This window comes from Synechococcus sp. PCC 7502, assembly GCF_000317085.1.
Lineage (GTDB): Bacteria > Cyanobacteriota > Cyanobacteriia > Pseudanabaenales > Pseudanabaenaceae > PCC-7502.
The window spans coordinates 96481-113714 of the sequence record NC_019702.1 but is presented as its reverse complement, the minus strand read 5'-3'; the positions used below and the strand labels follow the sequence as shown (position 1 = coordinate 113714).

At 40.8% G+C, this 17234-nt stretch carries 17 protein-coding genes; 10 read left to right on the top strand and 7 right to left on the bottom strand.

Annotation, left to right across the window (positions count from 1 at the left end; translation table 11 throughout):
- The first annotated feature begins 79 nt into the window (after nucleotides 1-79).
- The gene (gene accD / locus SYN7502_RS00530) at nucleotides 80-1018 is read left to right on the top strand and encodes an acetyl-CoA carboxylase, carboxyltransferase subunit beta (RefSeq protein WP_015166940.1); all 939 of its coding nucleotides are present in this window, start codon (nucleotides 80-82) and stop codon (nucleotides 1016-1018) included.
- Here the strand turns inward: accD and nagA are convergent.
- The 3 genes from nagA to SYN7502_RS00515 form a co-directional block, all read right to left on the bottom strand.
- Complete coding sequence (gene nagA / locus SYN7502_RS00525; RefSeq protein ID WP_015166939.1) at nucleotides 927-1940, bottom strand: N-acetylglucosamine-6-phosphate deacetylase; 1014 nt, start codon at nucleotides 1938-1940, stop codon at nucleotides 927-929. The two genes, accD and nagA, sit on opposite strands and share 92 nt — an antisense overlap.
- Before the next feature lie 153 nt (nucleotides 1941-2093).
- Entirely contained in the window at nucleotides 2094-3131 is a 1038-nt protein-coding gene (locus SYN7502_RS00520) for a fatty acid desaturase (RefSeq protein WP_015166938.1), read from the bottom strand.
- On the bottom strand, nucleotides 3131-3331 hold the full coding sequence (locus SYN7502_RS00515; RefSeq protein WP_015166937.1) for a hypothetical protein: 201 nt from the start codon (nucleotides 3329-3331) through the stop codon (nucleotides 3131-3133). Before SYN7502_RS00515 ends, SYN7502_RS00520 begins: the two co-directional genes overlap by 1 nt.
- A gap of 220 nt (nucleotides 3332-3551) precedes the next feature.
- Between SYN7502_RS00515 and urtC the strand changes: the two genes are divergently transcribed.
- From urtC to SYN7502_RS00495, 4 genes are all read left to right on the top strand, one after another.
- Nucleotides 3552-4727, top strand: coding sequence for an urea ABC transporter permease subunit UrtC (urtC, locus tag SYN7502_RS00510; RefSeq protein WP_015166936.1), 1176 nt, complete (start codon nucleotides 3552-3554; stop codon nucleotides 4725-4727).
- Complete coding sequence (gene urtD, locus SYN7502_RS00505) at nucleotides 4702-5448, top strand: urea ABC transporter ATP-binding protein UrtD (protein WP_015166935.1); 747 nt, start codon at nucleotides 4702-4704, stop codon at nucleotides 5446-5448. Before urtC ends, urtD begins: the two co-directional genes overlap by 26 nt.
- A gap of 26 nt (nucleotides 5449-5474) precedes the next feature.
- A complete protein-coding gene (urtE, locus tag SYN7502_RS00500; RefSeq protein ID WP_015166934.1) occupies nucleotides 5475-6182 on the top strand; it encodes an urea ABC transporter ATP-binding subunit UrtE in 708 nt (235 codons plus the stop codon).
- 81 nt (nucleotides 6183-6263) lie between these two features.
- On the top strand, nucleotides 6264-7718 hold the full coding sequence (locus SYN7502_RS00495; protein WP_015166933.1) for an ArnT family glycosyltransferase: 1455 nt from the start codon (nucleotides 6264-6266) through the stop codon (nucleotides 7716-7718).
- Between the two features lie 223 nt (nucleotides 7719-7941).
- Here the strand turns inward: SYN7502_RS00495 and SYN7502_RS00490 are convergent, their stop codons facing one another.
- The 4 genes from SYN7502_RS00490 to rpmB are packed head-to-tail and all read right to left on the bottom strand — an operon-like array spanning nucleotide 7942 to nucleotide 10092.
- Nucleotides 7942-8697: a TIGR03943 family putative permease subunit gene (locus SYN7502_RS00490; RefSeq protein ID WP_015166932.1), complete on the bottom strand. Its 756-nt coding sequence runs from the start codon at nucleotides 8695-8697 to the stop codon at nucleotides 7942-7944.
- Between the two features lie 34 nt (nucleotides 8698-8731).
- Nucleotides 8732-8944: a hypothetical protein gene (locus tag SYN7502_RS00485; protein ID WP_015166931.1), complete on the bottom strand. Its 213-nt coding sequence runs from the start codon at nucleotides 8942-8944 to the stop codon at nucleotides 8732-8734.
- Nucleotides 8945-8959: 15 nt separating this feature from the next.
- Nucleotides 8960-9805 (bottom strand): prephenate/arogenate dehydrogenase, encoded by an 846-nt coding sequence (locus SYN7502_RS00480; RefSeq protein WP_015166930.1) that lies wholly within the window; start codon nucleotides 9803-9805, stop codon nucleotides 8960-8962.
- Between the two features lie 50 nt (nucleotides 9806-9855).
- Nucleotides 9856-10092, bottom strand: coding sequence for a 50S ribosomal protein L28 (rpmB, locus tag SYN7502_RS00475; protein ID WP_041429145.1), 237 nt, complete (start codon nucleotides 10090-10092; stop codon nucleotides 9856-9858).
- A gap of 266 nt (nucleotides 10093-10358) precedes the next feature.
- Here rpmB and SYN7502_RS00470 point away from each other — a divergent pair, with 266 nt between their 5' ends.
- From SYN7502_RS00470 to SYN7502_RS00450, 5 genes are all read left to right on the top strand, one after another.
- On the top strand, nucleotides 10359-11915 hold the full coding sequence (locus tag SYN7502_RS00470) for a ferredoxin--nitrite reductase (protein ID WP_015166928.1): 1557 nt from the start codon (nucleotides 10359-10361) through the stop codon (nucleotides 11913-11915).
- 62 nt (nucleotides 11916-11977) lie between these two features.
- Nucleotides 11978-13243, top strand: coding sequence for a CmpA/NrtA family ABC transporter substrate-binding protein (locus SYN7502_RS00465; RefSeq protein ID WP_015166927.1), 1266 nt, complete (start codon nucleotides 11978-11980; stop codon nucleotides 13241-13243).
- Nucleotides 13244-13441: 198 nt separating this feature from the next.
- Nucleotides 13442-14257, top strand: a complete 816-nt coding sequence (gene ntrB, locus SYN7502_RS00460) for a nitrate ABC transporter permease (protein ID WP_246829014.1) — start codon at nucleotides 13442-13444, stop codon at nucleotides 14255-14257.
- A 60-nt stretch (nucleotides 14258-14317) separates the two neighbouring features.
- A complete protein-coding gene (locus tag SYN7502_RS00455) occupies nucleotides 14318-15175 on the top strand; it encodes an ABC transporter ATP-binding protein (protein ID WP_015166925.1) in 858 nt (285 codons plus the stop codon).
- Nucleotides 15176-15214: 39 nt separating this feature from the next.
- Nucleotides 15215-17215, top strand: a complete 2001-nt coding sequence (locus tag SYN7502_RS00450) for an ABC transporter ATP-binding/substrate-binding protein (RefSeq protein ID WP_015166924.1) — start codon at nucleotides 15215-15217, stop codon at nucleotides 17213-17215.
- The last annotated feature ends 19 nt before the right edge of the window (nucleotides 17216-17234 follow it).

The following is a 17234-nucleotide window of genomic DNA, read 5'->3' as shown; positions in this document are numbered from 1 at the left end:
GGGATGTAATTCCTTGAGTTATGATTTGATGTGATTTGATAATTTTTTTAGGGTTTTGATAAACTCTTTAGAGTGAAATATGTCGCTGTTTGACTGGTTTGCCGATCGCCGTAAATCTCCTACTCCTGAATTGCCGTATGATCCTCCCTATCAAGAGCGGGATATACCCGATGGGCTATGGTACAAGTGCGAATCCTGCGATGCCTTAACCTATATTAAAGATTTGCAGACCAACTATATGGTTTGTCCCGAATGCCAACACCATGTGCAAGTTACTTCTGCCCAAAGAATTAGTCAGCTAATTGATCCAAATACTTGGGTTGAAATCAATGAGCACCTACGTTCCTGTGATCCCTTGGAGTTTCGCGATCGCAAAGCATACAAAGATCGATTAATTGAAACCGAGAAAAGCACTGGTCTTGGGGATGGAATTGTAACTGGATTTGGCAAATTAGAAGGCATACCTGTGGGACTAGGGGTCATGGACTTTCGGTTTATGGCAGGCAGTATGGGATCGGTGGTAGGGGAAAAAATTACTAGACTAATTGAAGCCTCAACCCAACAGCAAGTTCCAGTTATCCTTGTCTGTGCTTCTGGAGGCGCAAGAATGCAGGAGGGAATTTTAAGCTTAATGCAAATGGCAAAGACCTCAGCTGCCCTCGATCGCCATCGCCAGTCTAAATTACTTTACATCCCTATTCTGACCTATCCCACTACAGGCGGAGTTACCGCTAGTTTTGCCATGCTCGGAGATATTATCCTAGCTGAACCGAAGGCACTGATTGGCTTTACGGGCAGGAGGGTAATTGAGCAAACCCTCAAACAAAAAATCCCCGATGACTTTCAAACTGCCGAGTACCTCCTTGCTCATGGGCAAGTTGATGCAGTGATTCCCCGTAAGCAGCTTAAGTCCACCTTAGCTATGATCATCGGTATCCATCGCAGCGTTCCCAAGTCAGTTGTGCCTCCTCTTCCTGCCAATACCAAGCTAGAGAAGCTGGAAACAAGGGCAGATTAAGAACTTTTCTGGGACTTTCCGTTGCTAGGGCGATCGCTTCTTGGGGAGAGCAAATTCCCCATATGACCAGATTCTGCACACAATCAAACAGCGAAAGAGTTGTCCCAGATAGAGTTCCATCGGGCAATCGTGCCGTAAAATCTTTGATCTCAATGGTGCGATCGTCCCACGGATAAATCCCATCGGGTAAGCCTAAAGGGGCAAGGGCATCACTGACTAAAACAATTTCTTTGCCCTTCAGTCGCCATAATATCTCAACCATTTGGGGATGGACATGGACCCCATCGGCAATTAAACCACAGTAAACCCTCGGATTTAAAATCGCTGCCCCCAATAACCCCGGCTCTCGATGATGCAAAGGTGGCATGGCATTAAAGGCATGGGTCACCATAGTTGCACCCAGATTAAAAGCAGATTGAGCCTGCCTAGATGTAGCTGTGGAATGTCCGAGGCTGACAATAATCCCCCGTTCGACTAAAAAGGGAATAACAGTATTCGTGACATCTAGCTCTGGGGCAAGGGTGATCAGCTTAATAATTTCTAAGTGATCGCCAACTAATTGTTTGAGTGAATCTATGGTTAAAGGTTTAAGATACTCTCTAGGATGCGCTCCACGGCGATCGGGATGGAAAAAAGCACATTCTAAATGCACTCCTAAAATTTGGGCTGAGTTGGGAGCATTTTTAAGCTGGGCGATCGCTTGATGAATCGCTGCCAAAGAACTCAAAATTTTTTCAGGGGCATTAGTAACTAAAGTTGGTAAAAATCCGTCAATGCCACAATTCCATAGATATTCGCAAACTTTAGCCAAAGATGCACTATTCTCGCTATTTAATTCATTAAAGGCTATGCCCAAAGCCCCATTAATCTGTAAATCGATCCCACCACTGGAATAGCAAATAAATTTAGGCGATCGCCGCATATACAAATAATAAAAACAATAATAAAAAAACCTATGCCAATGACACAGGAATTAGGATGAAATTAGAATAACAAGTTTTTTAAAGTTTAGTTGTCTCTAAAAATTAACCGAAAAAATTAAGTGTAAACATTCAAGCTAAAAAAGTTTTAAAATCTAAGACAACTGATCAAACCGCCTATAACAATTTTCCGCATCATAAATGTGACATTCAGAACTAATACGATCCATTAGCTTCCAGTTAAATGTGGTTTCATATAGATAATCACCCCAGTTTTGTTTCAGAGATTCATGTGCCATTCTCAAATTATAGGAAGGAATACCCGTAGAAATGTGGTGAGGAATATGGACATTAATGTGATGACACAATAGCTCTACCCAAGCAGGATATTCACAATGGACTGTACCTGTAAGCTGATCTTGGGCGGCATTCCATGCTTCCTTAGTCTTAAAAGGAATATCTGGCATAGTATGATGCACAATCGTAAATGTACTCATCCAAAAGTGATAAACCAACCAAGGCATTAGGAAAAAATTAACCCAGCCGAAGATACCACCCGCCAAAATCATTAACGGGAAAGCGATCGCTGCGTAGGCAATTACTAAACCTGCCGAGAATATCACTTCTTTTCTTTGCTTCTCAGGATAGAGGCTAGGGTTAAAGTGCAGATTTGCCCAGTGAATTATGGAACCTAACCACCAAAACTTACCTCGAATCAAGCGATAAGCAGTACGTTCATAAGGCTTAACTTCCTTATATAACTCCTCAGTAAAGGGATACCAAGCATTATCTTCATCCATTTTATTGGTGTGTAAATGGTGATGATCATGTTTTAATCGCCAAGGGTGAAATGGGAAGATCAAAGGCAAAAACACAATATGCCCCACCAAGTTATTGATCCAGTTGCGATTAGAAAAAGAACGGTGACCGCAGTCGTGACCAATTACAAAAAAACCTGTAAGAGCGGTGCCAGTATAAATCCAAGCGAAGGGCAATAGGTACCAAGGAGATAGGGCGATACTGACATAACCTAAGGCTACTGCAATAACGCTGAATAGTAAGCCAGACCAAGCTTTAAGGGGATTCTTGGTAAAGCATTCGGGCGGTAAGGTTTTAATAATTGATCGGAGTGTGGTGTCTGGCGGAAGAGTTTTGGGCGCAGATGATACTTGCGGTTGGGATACCGTAACCATTATTTTTTACTCCCAGTTTGGCTTAAGCGGCTAAGGTTTTGTAACTGTCCTAGTAGCGTGTCAATATCAAACTCTAATTCTAAAAGTTCTGCTTGCATCCGCACCTGATTAAAGTTAACTGTGGATGACTTGGAACTAAGAATGGAACTGGGAAGCGGCTGAGATTTAGCTTCTTTTGAGAAATCAATTTCTTTACTCATGCTAACTATTAGTTTTGAAACTAGTTGTGGAACCGCAGAGTATTGTACCCTAATTTATATTGAGATTTGTTAACAAATTACATTTCTTATGTGGGATCAAAAAAAGTTTGACTTGCAAGATTACAAAATTAAGTAGCCCAAGATTAAGTAAAAATGGATACCTAAAATCTGAGTGGGTATGATATTTTGCCCTTGGATTCATTCATAATTTTAGTTACTGATGACCGTTAATTCTCCAATAACTGAAAAGCGATCGCCCTTAGGTAAGATCGGTATAGAGTTAGGAATAGTTTTAGTTATTGCTTTACTCCTAATATTTGTAATTCCTTGGGTACTAGAAGCAACAGGGCAAGGATTTCGAGTCAGTCTTTTAGGTCGGTTTCTGGCATTAGCGATCGCTGCCTTGGGCATTGATTTAATCTGGGGATTCACGGGCATTCTGAGCCTTGGGCATGGAGTATTTTTCGCCCTTGGTGGTTATGCCTTTGCCATGTACTTAAAGCTGCAAATCCCAGCGTCAGCCACTAGCAAGCTTCCCGAGTTTATGGGCTTGTATGGTGTCACTGAGTTACCACTAATTTGGCAACCTTTTAACTCCTTCCCATTTACGCTCCTAGCGATTATTTTAATTCCCGGAATTACGGCGGCAGTGTTGGGATACTTGGTATTTAGAAACCGAATTCGTGGGGTTTATTTCTCGATTTTGACCCAAGCGACTACGATTATCTTTTTTAATTTCTTTAACGGGCAGCAAAAGCTAATCAATGGCACCAACGGATTAACAGACTTTCAGACAATTTTTGGGGCTACGGTGCGATCGCCTGAAACCCAAAGAGCATTTTACATAATTACAGTTATCATGTTAATCGGTGCCTATTATTTGTGTCGATGGCTTGCCAGTGGAAGGTTTGGCAGATTATTAGTCACAATTCGAGATGATGAAAACCGCCTGAGATTTTCAGGTTACAATCCCACGGGATTTAAGGTGATGGTATTTGCGATTTCCGCAGCTTTAGCAGGTATTGCTGGGGCTTTATTTACCCCCCAAACAGGTATTATCTCCCCAAGGCAAATGGATATTGGCTTTTCCATTGAGATGGTGATTTGGGTGGCAGTTGGTGGGAGAGGCAGCCTAATTGGTGCCGTACTTGGGACTTTAGTTGTGAACTTTGCCAAAAGTTTATTGAGTGAACAATTTCCTGAAGTCTGGCTATTCTTCCAAGGTGCATTATTTTTAATTGTGGTGATGGTTCTCCCCAATGGCTTAGTTGGGTGGTTACGCACCGAAGGCTATGAGCTTTGGCAGAAAATCCAAGGAAACCGTGAAATTGCTACTTATCCCAGTTTAGAAGAAGACCCAGAGGTACAGTATGAACGAAAAAATCTTGGAGATTGAGGATTTAACTGTCAGTTTTGATGGTTTTAAGGCTTTGAATAATCTCAATTTCTCGATGGATAAGGGTGAATTACGGGTAGTAATCGGACCTAACGGTGCGGGAAAAACCACATTTTTAGATGTAATTACTAGCAAAGTTAAGCCCACGACTGGACAGGTAAGATTTAAGGGGCGCAACGTGCGATCGCTTGCCGAGTATCAAGTGGCACAACTAGGCGTAGGACGAAAGTTTCAGACTCCTAGGGTCTATTTAAACCTAACCGTTACCGAAAACCTATTTCTTTCTTGCAGCCGAGATAAATCCGTATTTGGTATTTTATTTGGACAGCCCACCGTCAAAGAAAAACATACCGTGGAGGAATTGCTATATACCACAGGTCTAATTGCTAAAGCTGACCTCAAAGCTGATTTACTCTCCCACGGGGAAAAGCAATGGCTAGAAATCGGAATGTTAGTGGCACAGTCTCCCGATTTATTATTGGTGGATGAGCCGGTGGCGGGGCTGACTGACGAGGAAACCGAGCTCACAGGAGAATTATTAATCTCCCTTGCCGAGTCCCACTCCATTATTGTGATTGAACATGATATGGAATTTGTGCGCCAGATCGCCCGTAAGGTCACAGTGCTACATCAAGGCTCAGTGCTATGCGAAGGGACTATGGATGAGGTGCAAAATGATCCACAGGTTATAGAAGTTTATCTTGGTAATCAAGAAGATTAGAGAAAAAAAGTAAGTAGGAAAATCCCATGTTGCAAATATCAGGTCTAAATGTTTACTACGGCGAAAGTCATATCCTCCGTTCCGTGGATTTACATGTTGAATCTGGGCAAATGGTGTGCTTAATCGGAAGAAATGGCGTGGGCAAGACTACACTTCTCAAAACACTGATGGGCTTAATTAAACCCCGTGGTGGCTATATCAACTTTGATGGTAAGGCGATCGCTAATAAAACTTCAGATCAACGGGCAAGAATGGGAATTGGCTATGTTCCCCAAGGTCGGGAAGTAATTCCTCGGTTAACGGTAAAAGAGAATTTAATCTTAGGGTTAGAGGCATTGACTGATCGCCAGAAAACCAAACCTAGCAAAGACATACCTGAAGAAATTTTTGAACTATTCCCCGTACTTAAAACTATGCTATCTCGGTTGGGAGGCGATTTAAGTGGAGGACAACAACAACAACTGGCGATCGCCCGAGCGTTAATGGGGAAACCGAAGTTATTAGTTTTAGATGAACCCACCGAAGGAATTCAACCCTCAATTATTTTAGAAATAGAAGCTGCCGTGCGGAAGATAGTTGCCACAACTGGTTTATCCGTATTATTAGTGGAGCAGCACTTACATTTTGTTAAACAAGCAGATCGTTACTATGCTATGCAAAAAGGGAGCATTGTTTCATCGGGAGCTACTTCTGAATTAAGTAATGATGTTATTCAGCAATTCCTAGCGGTATAAATAGCTTGAACTAGATTTAAGGTTGGATCAATAGCTTTGTTGTGATTAAATCTAAGTCTATACTTATTTCTAGGTCTATAAATGTTAAAAATACGAAGTCTAATAACTTCAAACCCACTGGGATTTTTATTATCTTTAGCATTTTGTTTGAGAATATATAGTATCCAATCACCAATTTTGGGTGTCCATGCTTGGAGGCAAGCTGATACTGCGGCGATGGCACGCAATTTTTATGAAAATGGATATAACTTTTTGTATCCACAAATTGACTGGGGTGGCAATCTAGCAGGTTATTGTCAAACAGAATTTCCAATTTATTCATTTTTCATTGCCATACTTTATAAATTTTTTGGTGTTCATGAAAGTATAGGTAGGCTTGCGTCGATTATCTTTTCCTTAATTGCAATTTATTTCTTCTATAAACTTTGCTTAGAGATTACTGAAGATAAAAAGCTATCATTCTGGTCATGCTTTTTCTACATAATTATTCCAACTAATATTTATTACAGTAGAACATTTCAGCCTGAGTCATTAGTATTAATGTGTGCTATTTCAGGAACTTACTTCTTTTATAAATGGATAAAAAATGATCAAAAAAAATATCTCTTTACATCATCTTTATTAATATGCTTGGCATGTCTTATTAAAGTAGTTCCCGCTTTTTATCTTTCTCTGCCGCTTATATACTTGGCTTGGCAAAAATTTAAATCTAAAATGTTCTCAAATCTCAATCTTTATCTTTATACTTTCATCATAATTATTCCCACACTAGCTTGGTACTTTCATTCTTATCAAATTGCTAATGAGTATGGCTTAAGCTTTGGGTTTGGCTCTGAAAGATTTGGCTGGAATTTCAAGCGACTAGGAATAATGTTTGAACAAATTATCTACTTTATAGCAGTTCGCCATCTTCTAGTTATCGGATTTATCGCTATGATATTTGGCATATTTTGTAAAAGGGAAAAGAAGGAAGAAATATTTTTTGACTTGTTATTTATATCAAATATTTTATATATTCTTGTGTTTGGAAATTTAAACTCTTTTCATGAATATTATCAATTACCACTACTTATTCCTACTTCAATATATATAGGTAAAGCCTTTACAAGAGTTAGCTACCCTAAGCAAATAATTAATATACTTCTGATAATTTTTCTAATGGCTGGCTCATTATTTTATTCAGTGGAATATATAACTAAAGAAAATCCTAGCAATTCAGAATTATTTGAACTAGCACAGATTATTAAGCAAACTGTTCCTAAGAATTCTTTGATAGTAGTGACAACTGGTAATGATCCGACAATTCTCTACCTATCGGAAAGAAAAGGATGGATTCCTACACCTGATCAGATCAATCCAGCTTATTTATTAGATCGAGCTAAGGATGGAGCTAAATATTTGGCTGGCGGATACAATTTTGTACAAACCTATCAATTAGCTATGGCAGAAAAAGATAAGAAAATAATTAAAGAAATTGTCTCCAAATCATCATCCCAGCTATTAAATAGTGAGAAATTCTTTTTAGTAAAATTGTAGTAAGTAGCTAGGTTTAATTAAACATAAAACGCTCCACTAGATATCCACTGCTGGAATTGCCCGTTCTATCAGGTCGGTGTTACCTTTGATGAAGTTGAATATGTTGTAATTGCCGACGATAACTCCGTTCTGATATTTGACTATACCGACTGGGCTTGTGAAGTTTACTTTTCCTTACAAGACCAATATTGTCAAAAACAATGTTATAGAAAAATACTGTAGTCTAATAGTCGTAGGGATTTTTCGGTTCTGCGATCGCCGTGATGGTTGTAGGCTGAATAGTTAGCTGTCGTCTGCCATTAAGGTTTTCTGTAACCATGGTTCCTGAAATATCAAACCAACGGTCGACGGGATAATTACTCCTATTTTGATTAAGTTTAACGGGCAAGCTGACGGGATAAACATCGGCAGCACAACAGGTAATCACAAACCGAGAGATCAACATATATTGATCGGGTAAATCGGGAGGATGCACGGCAAAACCAGTAACTTTAACCTTTTGTCCAGTATAAGCATCAGGTTCAGGATAAACATTTAAGGTTCTAATCCATTCAATTAGCGATCGCTCTTCAGGTCGATTACTGGCGCGAAAGGATTGCTGTACTGTACGAATAGCACCTAACTGATCACCAACCCCTCTGTGCATCGCTGCGTCACTGGCAAAGGGTTTTGGGGTAATGACTAGTCCAATAATTGCTGCTGCTAATAGTAATCCGCTACTTAACCGACTAGGTAATAGGTTTGAGTGTTGCATTTGGCTAAATTTCTGTTTAGCTTGAGCAATTGATTGTGAACTTTTGAGTAACTCCCATGTTTTGTAGCTACTTAGTCCTAGTAATACAATGCCTGCGCCTATAGTTAAGCCTATATAGTTGGGATGAATTAATAAATAAAGTTGCCCAAATAGCCAAAGCTTGATTAGTAGAATTCCCCATGCGGCGATCGCAACTAATCCCAATCCCATTGAAGACTTAAACATAGATTCTGAAAGCTTCTGATGCCATAGGAATTACTCAAACCTCGATCATTTCTGCCAGTTTACCCCGTTTTGCTTCTTGCCTTATCGTATTCACAGTGATGCCATAAGCCTTGCAATAGTTCATAATTTCAAAAATCCAATCGGGTAAGACGATGCCACCCTGTTCTGCATTCATGGGATCGTACAAATTGCCATCACCAGCAAGGATACCTTGAACTGTCTTAATAATTGATGCTTGAGGGGACATAAATTAATCTTCCATTCATAAATATAAATTTCGTAATTGCTGCGCCACAGTTAAAGATTGCTCCAAACTTCTCCAGTTTTTTGCTTCAATTTGGTGGATTAAATCAGCTAAAACCCTTTGATATGCTTTTAAGCTATCTAATAAAGCTACTTGGTTATATTCCGCAATTAAACTTCCCAACTGCGGATTTCCTCCCCCCACTCGGCTAGTATCCCGAAATCCTGAACTTGCCAAATGTTGTGCCAGTTGAGCGATCGCTTGATTTGACTCTTGATCACAAGCCAAAATTAAACCCGCACTAATTAAAATTGGTAAATGACTAATCCACGCTACCGACCGATCATGCGCCTCTGGATCACATTCATACATTACTGCCCCCACTGACTGCCAAAGCGATCGTAATATTTTTAGTGCTTCTTGATCGGTGGTTTGATTTGGCGTTAAAACGCAGGGACGACCTTGAAATAAGTTCTTTTGAGCCGCACTAATACCACTAAAAGCAGTACCTGCCATAGGGTGTCCGCCGATAAATCTGGGATGCAGGGTTTGAGCTTGATCGATAACTGCCGACTTAACAGAACCCACATCGGTAATAATGACTGAGGATTTTAGCTGAGGAGCGATCGCCGCAATAGTTTTAATAATGCTATCAATAGGTGTACATACAAAAATAACCTCGGTCTGATCGAGGCTTTTAATTTCAGTTAAATTTACACCAGCCTCATCAACTGCTCCTACGGACTTGGCTTCTTCACAGGTAGATTGACTGCGGCTTAGACCCCAAACGTAATGACCATGCGATCGTAAATCTAAGCCCAAAGAACCACCAATTAGACCTAAGCCAATGATGCCAATCTGCATTCTGTGAATTTTTGATTGAGTTTATTAATTTAAGATTGATTCAAGTAACCTTAGAGTTTGTTTAAGTCTAGCCCTGCTTCCTTGGCAAAAGCTGATAAACCTTTCTTTTGCAGGGTCTTAATTGCTTTAGTAGAGATGGATAAAGTAACAAATCGCTTGCCTTCAGCCCACCAAATTCTTTTATTTTGTAAATTAACGTGTTGCAGACGCTTGTGCATCTTATGGGAAAAAGAGATAGAAATGCCGTTATTGGCTTTCTTTCCAGTAAGTTGGCATTGACGCATGATCAGACTATTCCTAGATTTTTAGTGCAGTTGATAATTATACAGGCTTTTCGCCATTGATCCAACCTAAAATTTACCGCCTTCGTCTATGCAAATCCCAAAATTAAAGTTTATGCAAAATCATCATAATTTTATTGTCAAAACTTCATAATCTTTAAAACTTTGTAATACATTATACGAAATGCTTATTGTTAAAAGCTTAAATTGCTTCCAAGTTGTGATGCAAATATATGTGCTGCAAACATAACTACACAAATGGAGTAATTCCAATGGCAAATAAGTTTGAAGATTTAAAATCAGCAAAAGATGGATTAGATGTAAAAGCTGAGCTTGAGCATTTTGCCCAGATTGGTTGGGAAGAAGTACCCTCTGATGATTTAGAACATCGGCTCAAGTGGTTAGGCTTGTTCTATCGCAAAAGTACCCCCGGCAAATTTATGCTGCGGATGCGAATTCCTAGTGGCATCTTAACCAGTGGGCAATTGAGAGTACTGGCAGAAGTAGTCCAGCAGTGCGGTGAAGATGGTGTTGCTGATATTACCACTCGCCAAAATATCCAAATGCGCGGGATTGCCTTAAGCAATGTTCCAGAAATTTTTCGTAAATTTAGCGAATCAGGCTTAACTAGCATTCAATCTGGTATGGATAACGTGCGAAATATCACTGCCTCTCCTGTAGCGGGCATAGATGCGAATGAATTGATTGATACCCGTGGCTTGGCACGCAAAATTCAAGACATGATTACTAACAACGGTGACGGCAATAAATCCTTTAGTAATCTGCCTCGGAAATTTAATATTGCGATCGCAGGTTGTCGAGATAATTCTGTTCATGCCGAAATCAATGATATTGCCTTTATTCCCGCTTATAAAGGTGGAGAAAAAGGAGCATCGATAGGTTTTAATGTCTTAGTCGGAGGTTTCTTCTCCATCAAGCGCGTTGCAGAAGCAATTCCCCTCAATGCTTGGGTTGATCCTCGTGATGTGGTGCAGTTGTGTGAGGCTATCCTTTTAGTATTTCGAGATCATGGACTGAGGGAAAATCGGCAAAAGTCTCGACTTATGTGGCTGATTGATGAATGGGGCATAGCCAAATTTCGCGATGAGGTGGAAAAGCGACTTGGATATACTCTTCTACCTGCTTCACCTAAAGACGAAATTGAGTGGAATAAACGCGATCACATCGGTATCCATGCCCAAAAGCAATCGGGCTTAAATTATGTGGGATTACATGTCCCTGTCGGCAGGCTCTATGCTTCCGATATGTTTAATCTAGCTCGGATGGCAGATGTCTATGGTAGTGGAGAAGTACGTTTAACCGTAGAGCAGAACATTATTATTCCAGATGTTCCTGATTCTCGGATTGGAGCTTTACTCAAAGAACCTTTACTCCAAAAATTCTCTGCCTATCCGGGTAATTTATTCCGAGCCTTAGTTTCTTGCACTGGCATTCAGTTTTGTAATTTAGCAATTATTGAAACTAAAAACAGAAGTCTGGCACTAGTGGAGGCATTAGAATCTGAACTATCTTTGCCCCGCCCCGTGAGAATCCATTGGAGTGGATGTGCGAACTCCTGTGGGCAACCCCAAGTGGGTGATATTGGCTTCATTGGCTGTAAAGCTCGTAAAAATGGCGTTATGGTCGATGCTGTTGATATTTATATGGGGGGCGAAGTCGGGAAAGATGCCCATTTGGGTGAATGCGTTATGGAAAAAATTCCCTGCGAAGACCTCAAAGATGTGGTGCAGAAACTATTGATTGAGAATTTTGGTGCTGTTCCTAAATCTAGGGCTACGGTCAATAAATCTGAATTGATTCTTGTCTAAAGTATTTTGTTTAACTCTTATCTAACTTATATCTAACTTAAAAACTATCCAAACTCTAATCTATGTCTAATATTTCTCGTCGCCAATTTATCGTCACTGCTGGAGCATCAGCTCTAGGTACCGTAGCAGCCAATGCAGCATTAGGACAAGCAAAAATTACCCCAGAAACTACTAAGGCGAAACTTGGCTTTATTGCTCTGACCGATGCGGCTCCTTTAATTATTGCTAAAGAAAAGGGATATTTTGCTAAACATGGGATGAGTGATGTCGAGGTACTAAAGCAGGCATCTTGGGGTTCTACCCGTGACAATCTTGTTTCTGGTTCTGAAGGCGGTGGTATCGACGGTGCCCATATTCTCTCACCAATGCCTTATCAGATTTCTGAAGGTACAGTAACTAATGGCAAAAAGGTACCAATGTTCATTTTGGCAAGACTAAATATTAATGGTCAAGCAATTTCGATCGCTAATGAATACAGTAATTTAAAGTTGGGCGTAAAAAGTGAAGGGTTCAAACAGGCATTGGCAAAGGCAAAAGCTGGTGGCAAAGAATTAAAAGTGGCAGTAACATTCCCTGGCGGTACTCACGATCTATGGATGCGTTACTGGCTAGCTGCGGGCGGAATTAATCCTGATAAAGACCTTTCCACCATTGTAATTCCACCACCGCAAATGGTAGCGAATATGAAAAGTGGCACCATGGAAGCATTTTGTGTAGGGGAACCTTGGAATGCTCGTCTCGTTGCTCAAAAGCACGGATATACAGCCTTAGTTACAGGCGAACTATGGAAGAATCACCCTGAAAAAGCCTTTGCGATGCGCGCATCTTGGGTTAATAAACACCCTAAAGCAGCACAAGCTCTGACTATGGCAGTGTTAGAAGCTCAAATTTGGTGTGATAATCCTGCTAATCATGTAGAACTGTGTAATATCATCGGGGCAGATAAATGGTTAAAGGTACCTGCTGCTGAGATTTTAGGAAGGATTCAAGGCAAAATTGATTACGGCAACGGTCGTAAGGCTCAGAATTCAGATATTTCCATGAAATTCTGGCGAGATAGTGCTTCCTATCCATTTAAGAGTCATGACATTTGGTTTGTAACTGAAGATATGCGTTGGGGTTATTTCCCCGCTAGTACTAATGCTAAGCAACTAGTGGATAAGGTTAACCGTGAAGATATTTGGCGTGCTGCTGCTAAGGCGATCGGGCAATCCGCCGCAATTCCAAAATCTACTTCCCGTGGGGTGGAAACCTTCTTTGATGGCGTGAAGTTTGATCCTGCTAATCCCAGTGCTTATCTTAAGAGTCTCAAAATTAAGAAGGTCTAGGAGTTTTCATTTTATCCCTTTGTCTCTAAATCAGATAAAGGGAGATAGGTTATAAACGGGTGGCGATTTATCCCATCCATTAAATTAACTCCTAATTTAACCCCTAAACTTTATTTCTATTCCTATAAGGAGATGACTAAATCTATGACTTCAAATAACCTACTCAAAAAATCTTCTCTAAGTCATTTAACTGAATGGATGCAGGGGCAGCTTAAATTTGTCGTGCCACCCGTGCTGGCGTTAGGAATATTACTTTTAATTTGGCAATTTTTGTGTGAGGGAGAAGCTCCACCTTTACCCCCACCAACTAAGGTCGTCAGTGAGGCTTGGAACTTAATTGCCGATCCATTTTTTGATAATGGCGGTACTGATAAGGGGTTGGGGCGGCATATTTTTGAAAGCTTAAAACGGGTAGGTATTGGTTATAGTGCTTCGGTTGTATTTGGAATCAGTTTGGGCATTTTAATTGGTACTAATGTAGTTATGTATCGAGCATTTGATCCAATTTTTCAAGTGTTAAGAACGGTTCCCCCCTTGGCATGGCTACCAATTTCATCGGCTGTGTTTGAATCAATGAAAGGAAGTGATGTTTTAAAGTTCTTAGGTACTGATGCGGTTGAGCTTTCCGCCATTTTTGTAATTTTTATTACCTCGGTGTGGCCCGTATTAATGAATACAGCCGTGGGTGTACAACAAGTACCGCAGGATTATCGCAATGTTGCTAAGGTTTTAAGGCTCTCTCGCACTGAATACTTTGTCACAATTTTAATTCCTTCGGCGGCTCCTTATATTTTCACTGGGTTACGCATTGCCATTGGTTTATCGTGGTTGGCGATCGTGGCAGCAGAAATGCTCAAGGGTGGGGTAGGTATCGGTTTCTTTATCTGGGATAGCTACAACAGTGGTAAGTATAGTGAAATGATTGTGGCACTTTTCTATGTAGGAATTGTCGGTTTATTACTAGATAAGGTGGTGTTTTACATCAGTAAGTTTACGGTACAGACAGATAGTTAAATCCTCCTTTTATTTATATTATCGAGATAAATTATCCAGACATAATTCAGAAGGCATAATATGCAAACACTTACTTCAAATTCTCCCCATAGCTCTGAGCAAGGCATTCACAACAATCCTAAGAAAGACCCTTTTTTGGTACTTGAAAATGTCTCTAAGGTTTATCCTACCCGCCGTGGTGACTTCGTGGTTTTGGAGAATATCAATTTAACGGTATATGAAGGTGAGTTTGTCTGCGTCATTGGACATTCTGGTTGTGGAAAGTCAACCCTTCTCAATATGGTGGCAGGCTTTAATAAGCCCACGACTGGGGAGATTCGACTGCAAAATAAGCTAATTACTAAACCAGGTCCCGATCGCATGGTTGTATTTCAAAACTATTCCTTGCTGCCGTGGTTAACTGCCTCTGAGAATGTGATGTTGGCAGTAAAGAATGTCTATCCCCAAAACTCTAAAGCTCAAAATACGGAAATTGTGAAAGAGCATCTGGAAATGGTGGGATTAACTGCGGGTGCAAATAAAAAGCCAAGACAGTTATCGGGAGGAATGAGACAGAGAGTTTCCATTGCCAGAGCCTTAGCTATTCGTCCTCAGGTTTTAATTTTAGATGAACCCTTCGGCGCTTTGGATGTCCTAACCCGTGAGGAACTACAAGAAGAACTCTTAAAAATTTGGCAAGAGCATCGGGTGACCGTTTTGATGATTACCCATGATATTGATGAAGCCGTGTTGTTGAGCGATCGCATTGTGATGATGACCAATGGACCTAAAGCCACGATTGGCGAAATCTTAGAAGTGCCTTTTCCCCGTCCCCGCGATCGCACTTTAATTGCCGAAGACCCCAGATATTACGGCTTACGAAATGAAGCTTTAGACTTCCTCTTTAATCGCTTTGCCCTAACTGATGATGCCCATTAATCACCTTTAGCTAAATACTTACTTTACCTGCTTAAAACCATGACTTACGATCGCTGTGCTTTACCTTCAGATTTGCCATTCTTGGAAATCGATCATGTCGATCGCATTTTCCCTACGAAAGAAGGAGACTATATTGCCATTAGTAATGTGGACTTAAAAGTAAATAAGGGTGAATTTGTAACCTTGATCGGACATTCAGGCTGTGGCAAATCAACTTTACTGAATATTATCGCTGGACTAGATCGGGCAACTAATGGTGGAATTGTTCTTGAAGGAAAGGAAGTTAGAAAACCCGGTCCCGATCGCATGATGGTATTTCAGAATCACTCGCTTTTACCGTGGCTGACGGTTAGACAAAATATTGCCTTGGCGGTTAATCGCGTATTTAAGCAGAAATCTAAAAAAGAGCGCAGTCAAATTGTCGAGGAACATATTGATCTAGTGAGCTTACGTCCCGCCGCCGATAAGTATCCCAAGGAAATTTCGGGTGGGATGAAACAACGGGTTGGAATTGCTAGGGCATTATCCATTCGTCCCAAGCTATTACTGCTAGATGAACCCTTTGGTGCCTTAGATGCCTTAACTAGAGGCAGATTACAAGAGCAGCTAATGAAAATTTGCGAAGACTATCATCTTTCGGTGGTGATGATTACCCATGATGTGGATGAGGCTTTATTACTGAGCGATCGCATTGTAATGCTAACTAATGGACCTTCCGCCCATATTGGACAGATTTTAGAAGTGGATTTACCGCGTCCACGGCATCGCATGGAAATTGTCAATAATCCTAGTTATTACAGAATGCGGGGAGAATTAGTCGAGTTTTTGAACCGCCAGAAGAAAGATAAGGTGGCAAAAGCTAAACGCCAAGTCGAAGCTGTGATCAGTCGTGGCAGTATTGAAAAGGTGAACTTAACCATTGGCTTTATTCCCTTAACAGACTGTGCACCGTTGGTTATGGCACAGGAAAAAGGACTATTTGCCAAACATGGCTTAGAAGTAACCTTATCCCGTGAAAAAAGTTGGGGAGCGATCGCCGATGGGGTTAGAGAAGGTAGATTAGATGCAGCCCAAATGGTAACGGGAATGCCCTTAGCAATTACTCTGGGTATGGGTAAAAAAGAACCTGTACCTGTAGTGTCATCATTAACTTTAAGCCGTAACGGGAATGCAATTACGATCGCTAAAGCAGTTTGGAATGCAGGAGTAAGGGATTTAGCTAGCTTAAAACAATATGTCCAAGCGCAGACCCACCGCCCGATATTTGGGATGGTTCATTCTGCTTCTATGCACAACCTACTACTGCGCCACTGGCTGGCAAATGCGGGGATTAATCCAGATACTCAAGTAGATGTGGTGGTAATTCCGCCCGCCCAAATGGTATCTAACCTAATTTCTAGTAATATTATTGGCTTCTCTGTGGGTGAACCGTGGAACTCCCGTGCTGTCCATGAGGAATTGGGATATATTATCGCTACGGATTTAGATATTTGGAATGGTCATCCTGAAAAGGTGTTGGGAGTCAAAGCAGACTGGGCGGAGAAATATCCCAATAGCCATTTAGCATTAACTAAAGCATTACTGGAAGCCTGTGCCTATTGCCAACCAGAGCAGAATCGAGAAGAGGTACTAGAAATTATTTGTCAACCCGCTTATCTCAATGCAGAATCCGTTTATGTGCGCTGTGGTTTTAATAGCCCCTATCGTAAGGGTTCTGGAGAAAATCTATATCTGAAGGATTTTAATATTTTCTTTGGTGATAACTCTCCTAATCGCTCTGAGCATCTGTGGGTGATGGCGCAAATGGCACGCTGGAATTTGATTCCTTTTCCCAGTAATTATGATCAGATTTTGGATAAAATGCTTGCTCCCAATATCTATCGCCGAGCTTCAGAGGAATTAGATTTACCCGTTGCTCCTGCTTCTTTGGCTCCGATTGTGCTGGCAGATGGTGAAATTTTTGACCCGACTGCACCGATGTCTGCCCTACCTGATACGGCTGAAATTAGAGAATTTGTGGGCGATCGCCAATTGGTATAGGCTCCCTTAATGTAATCAA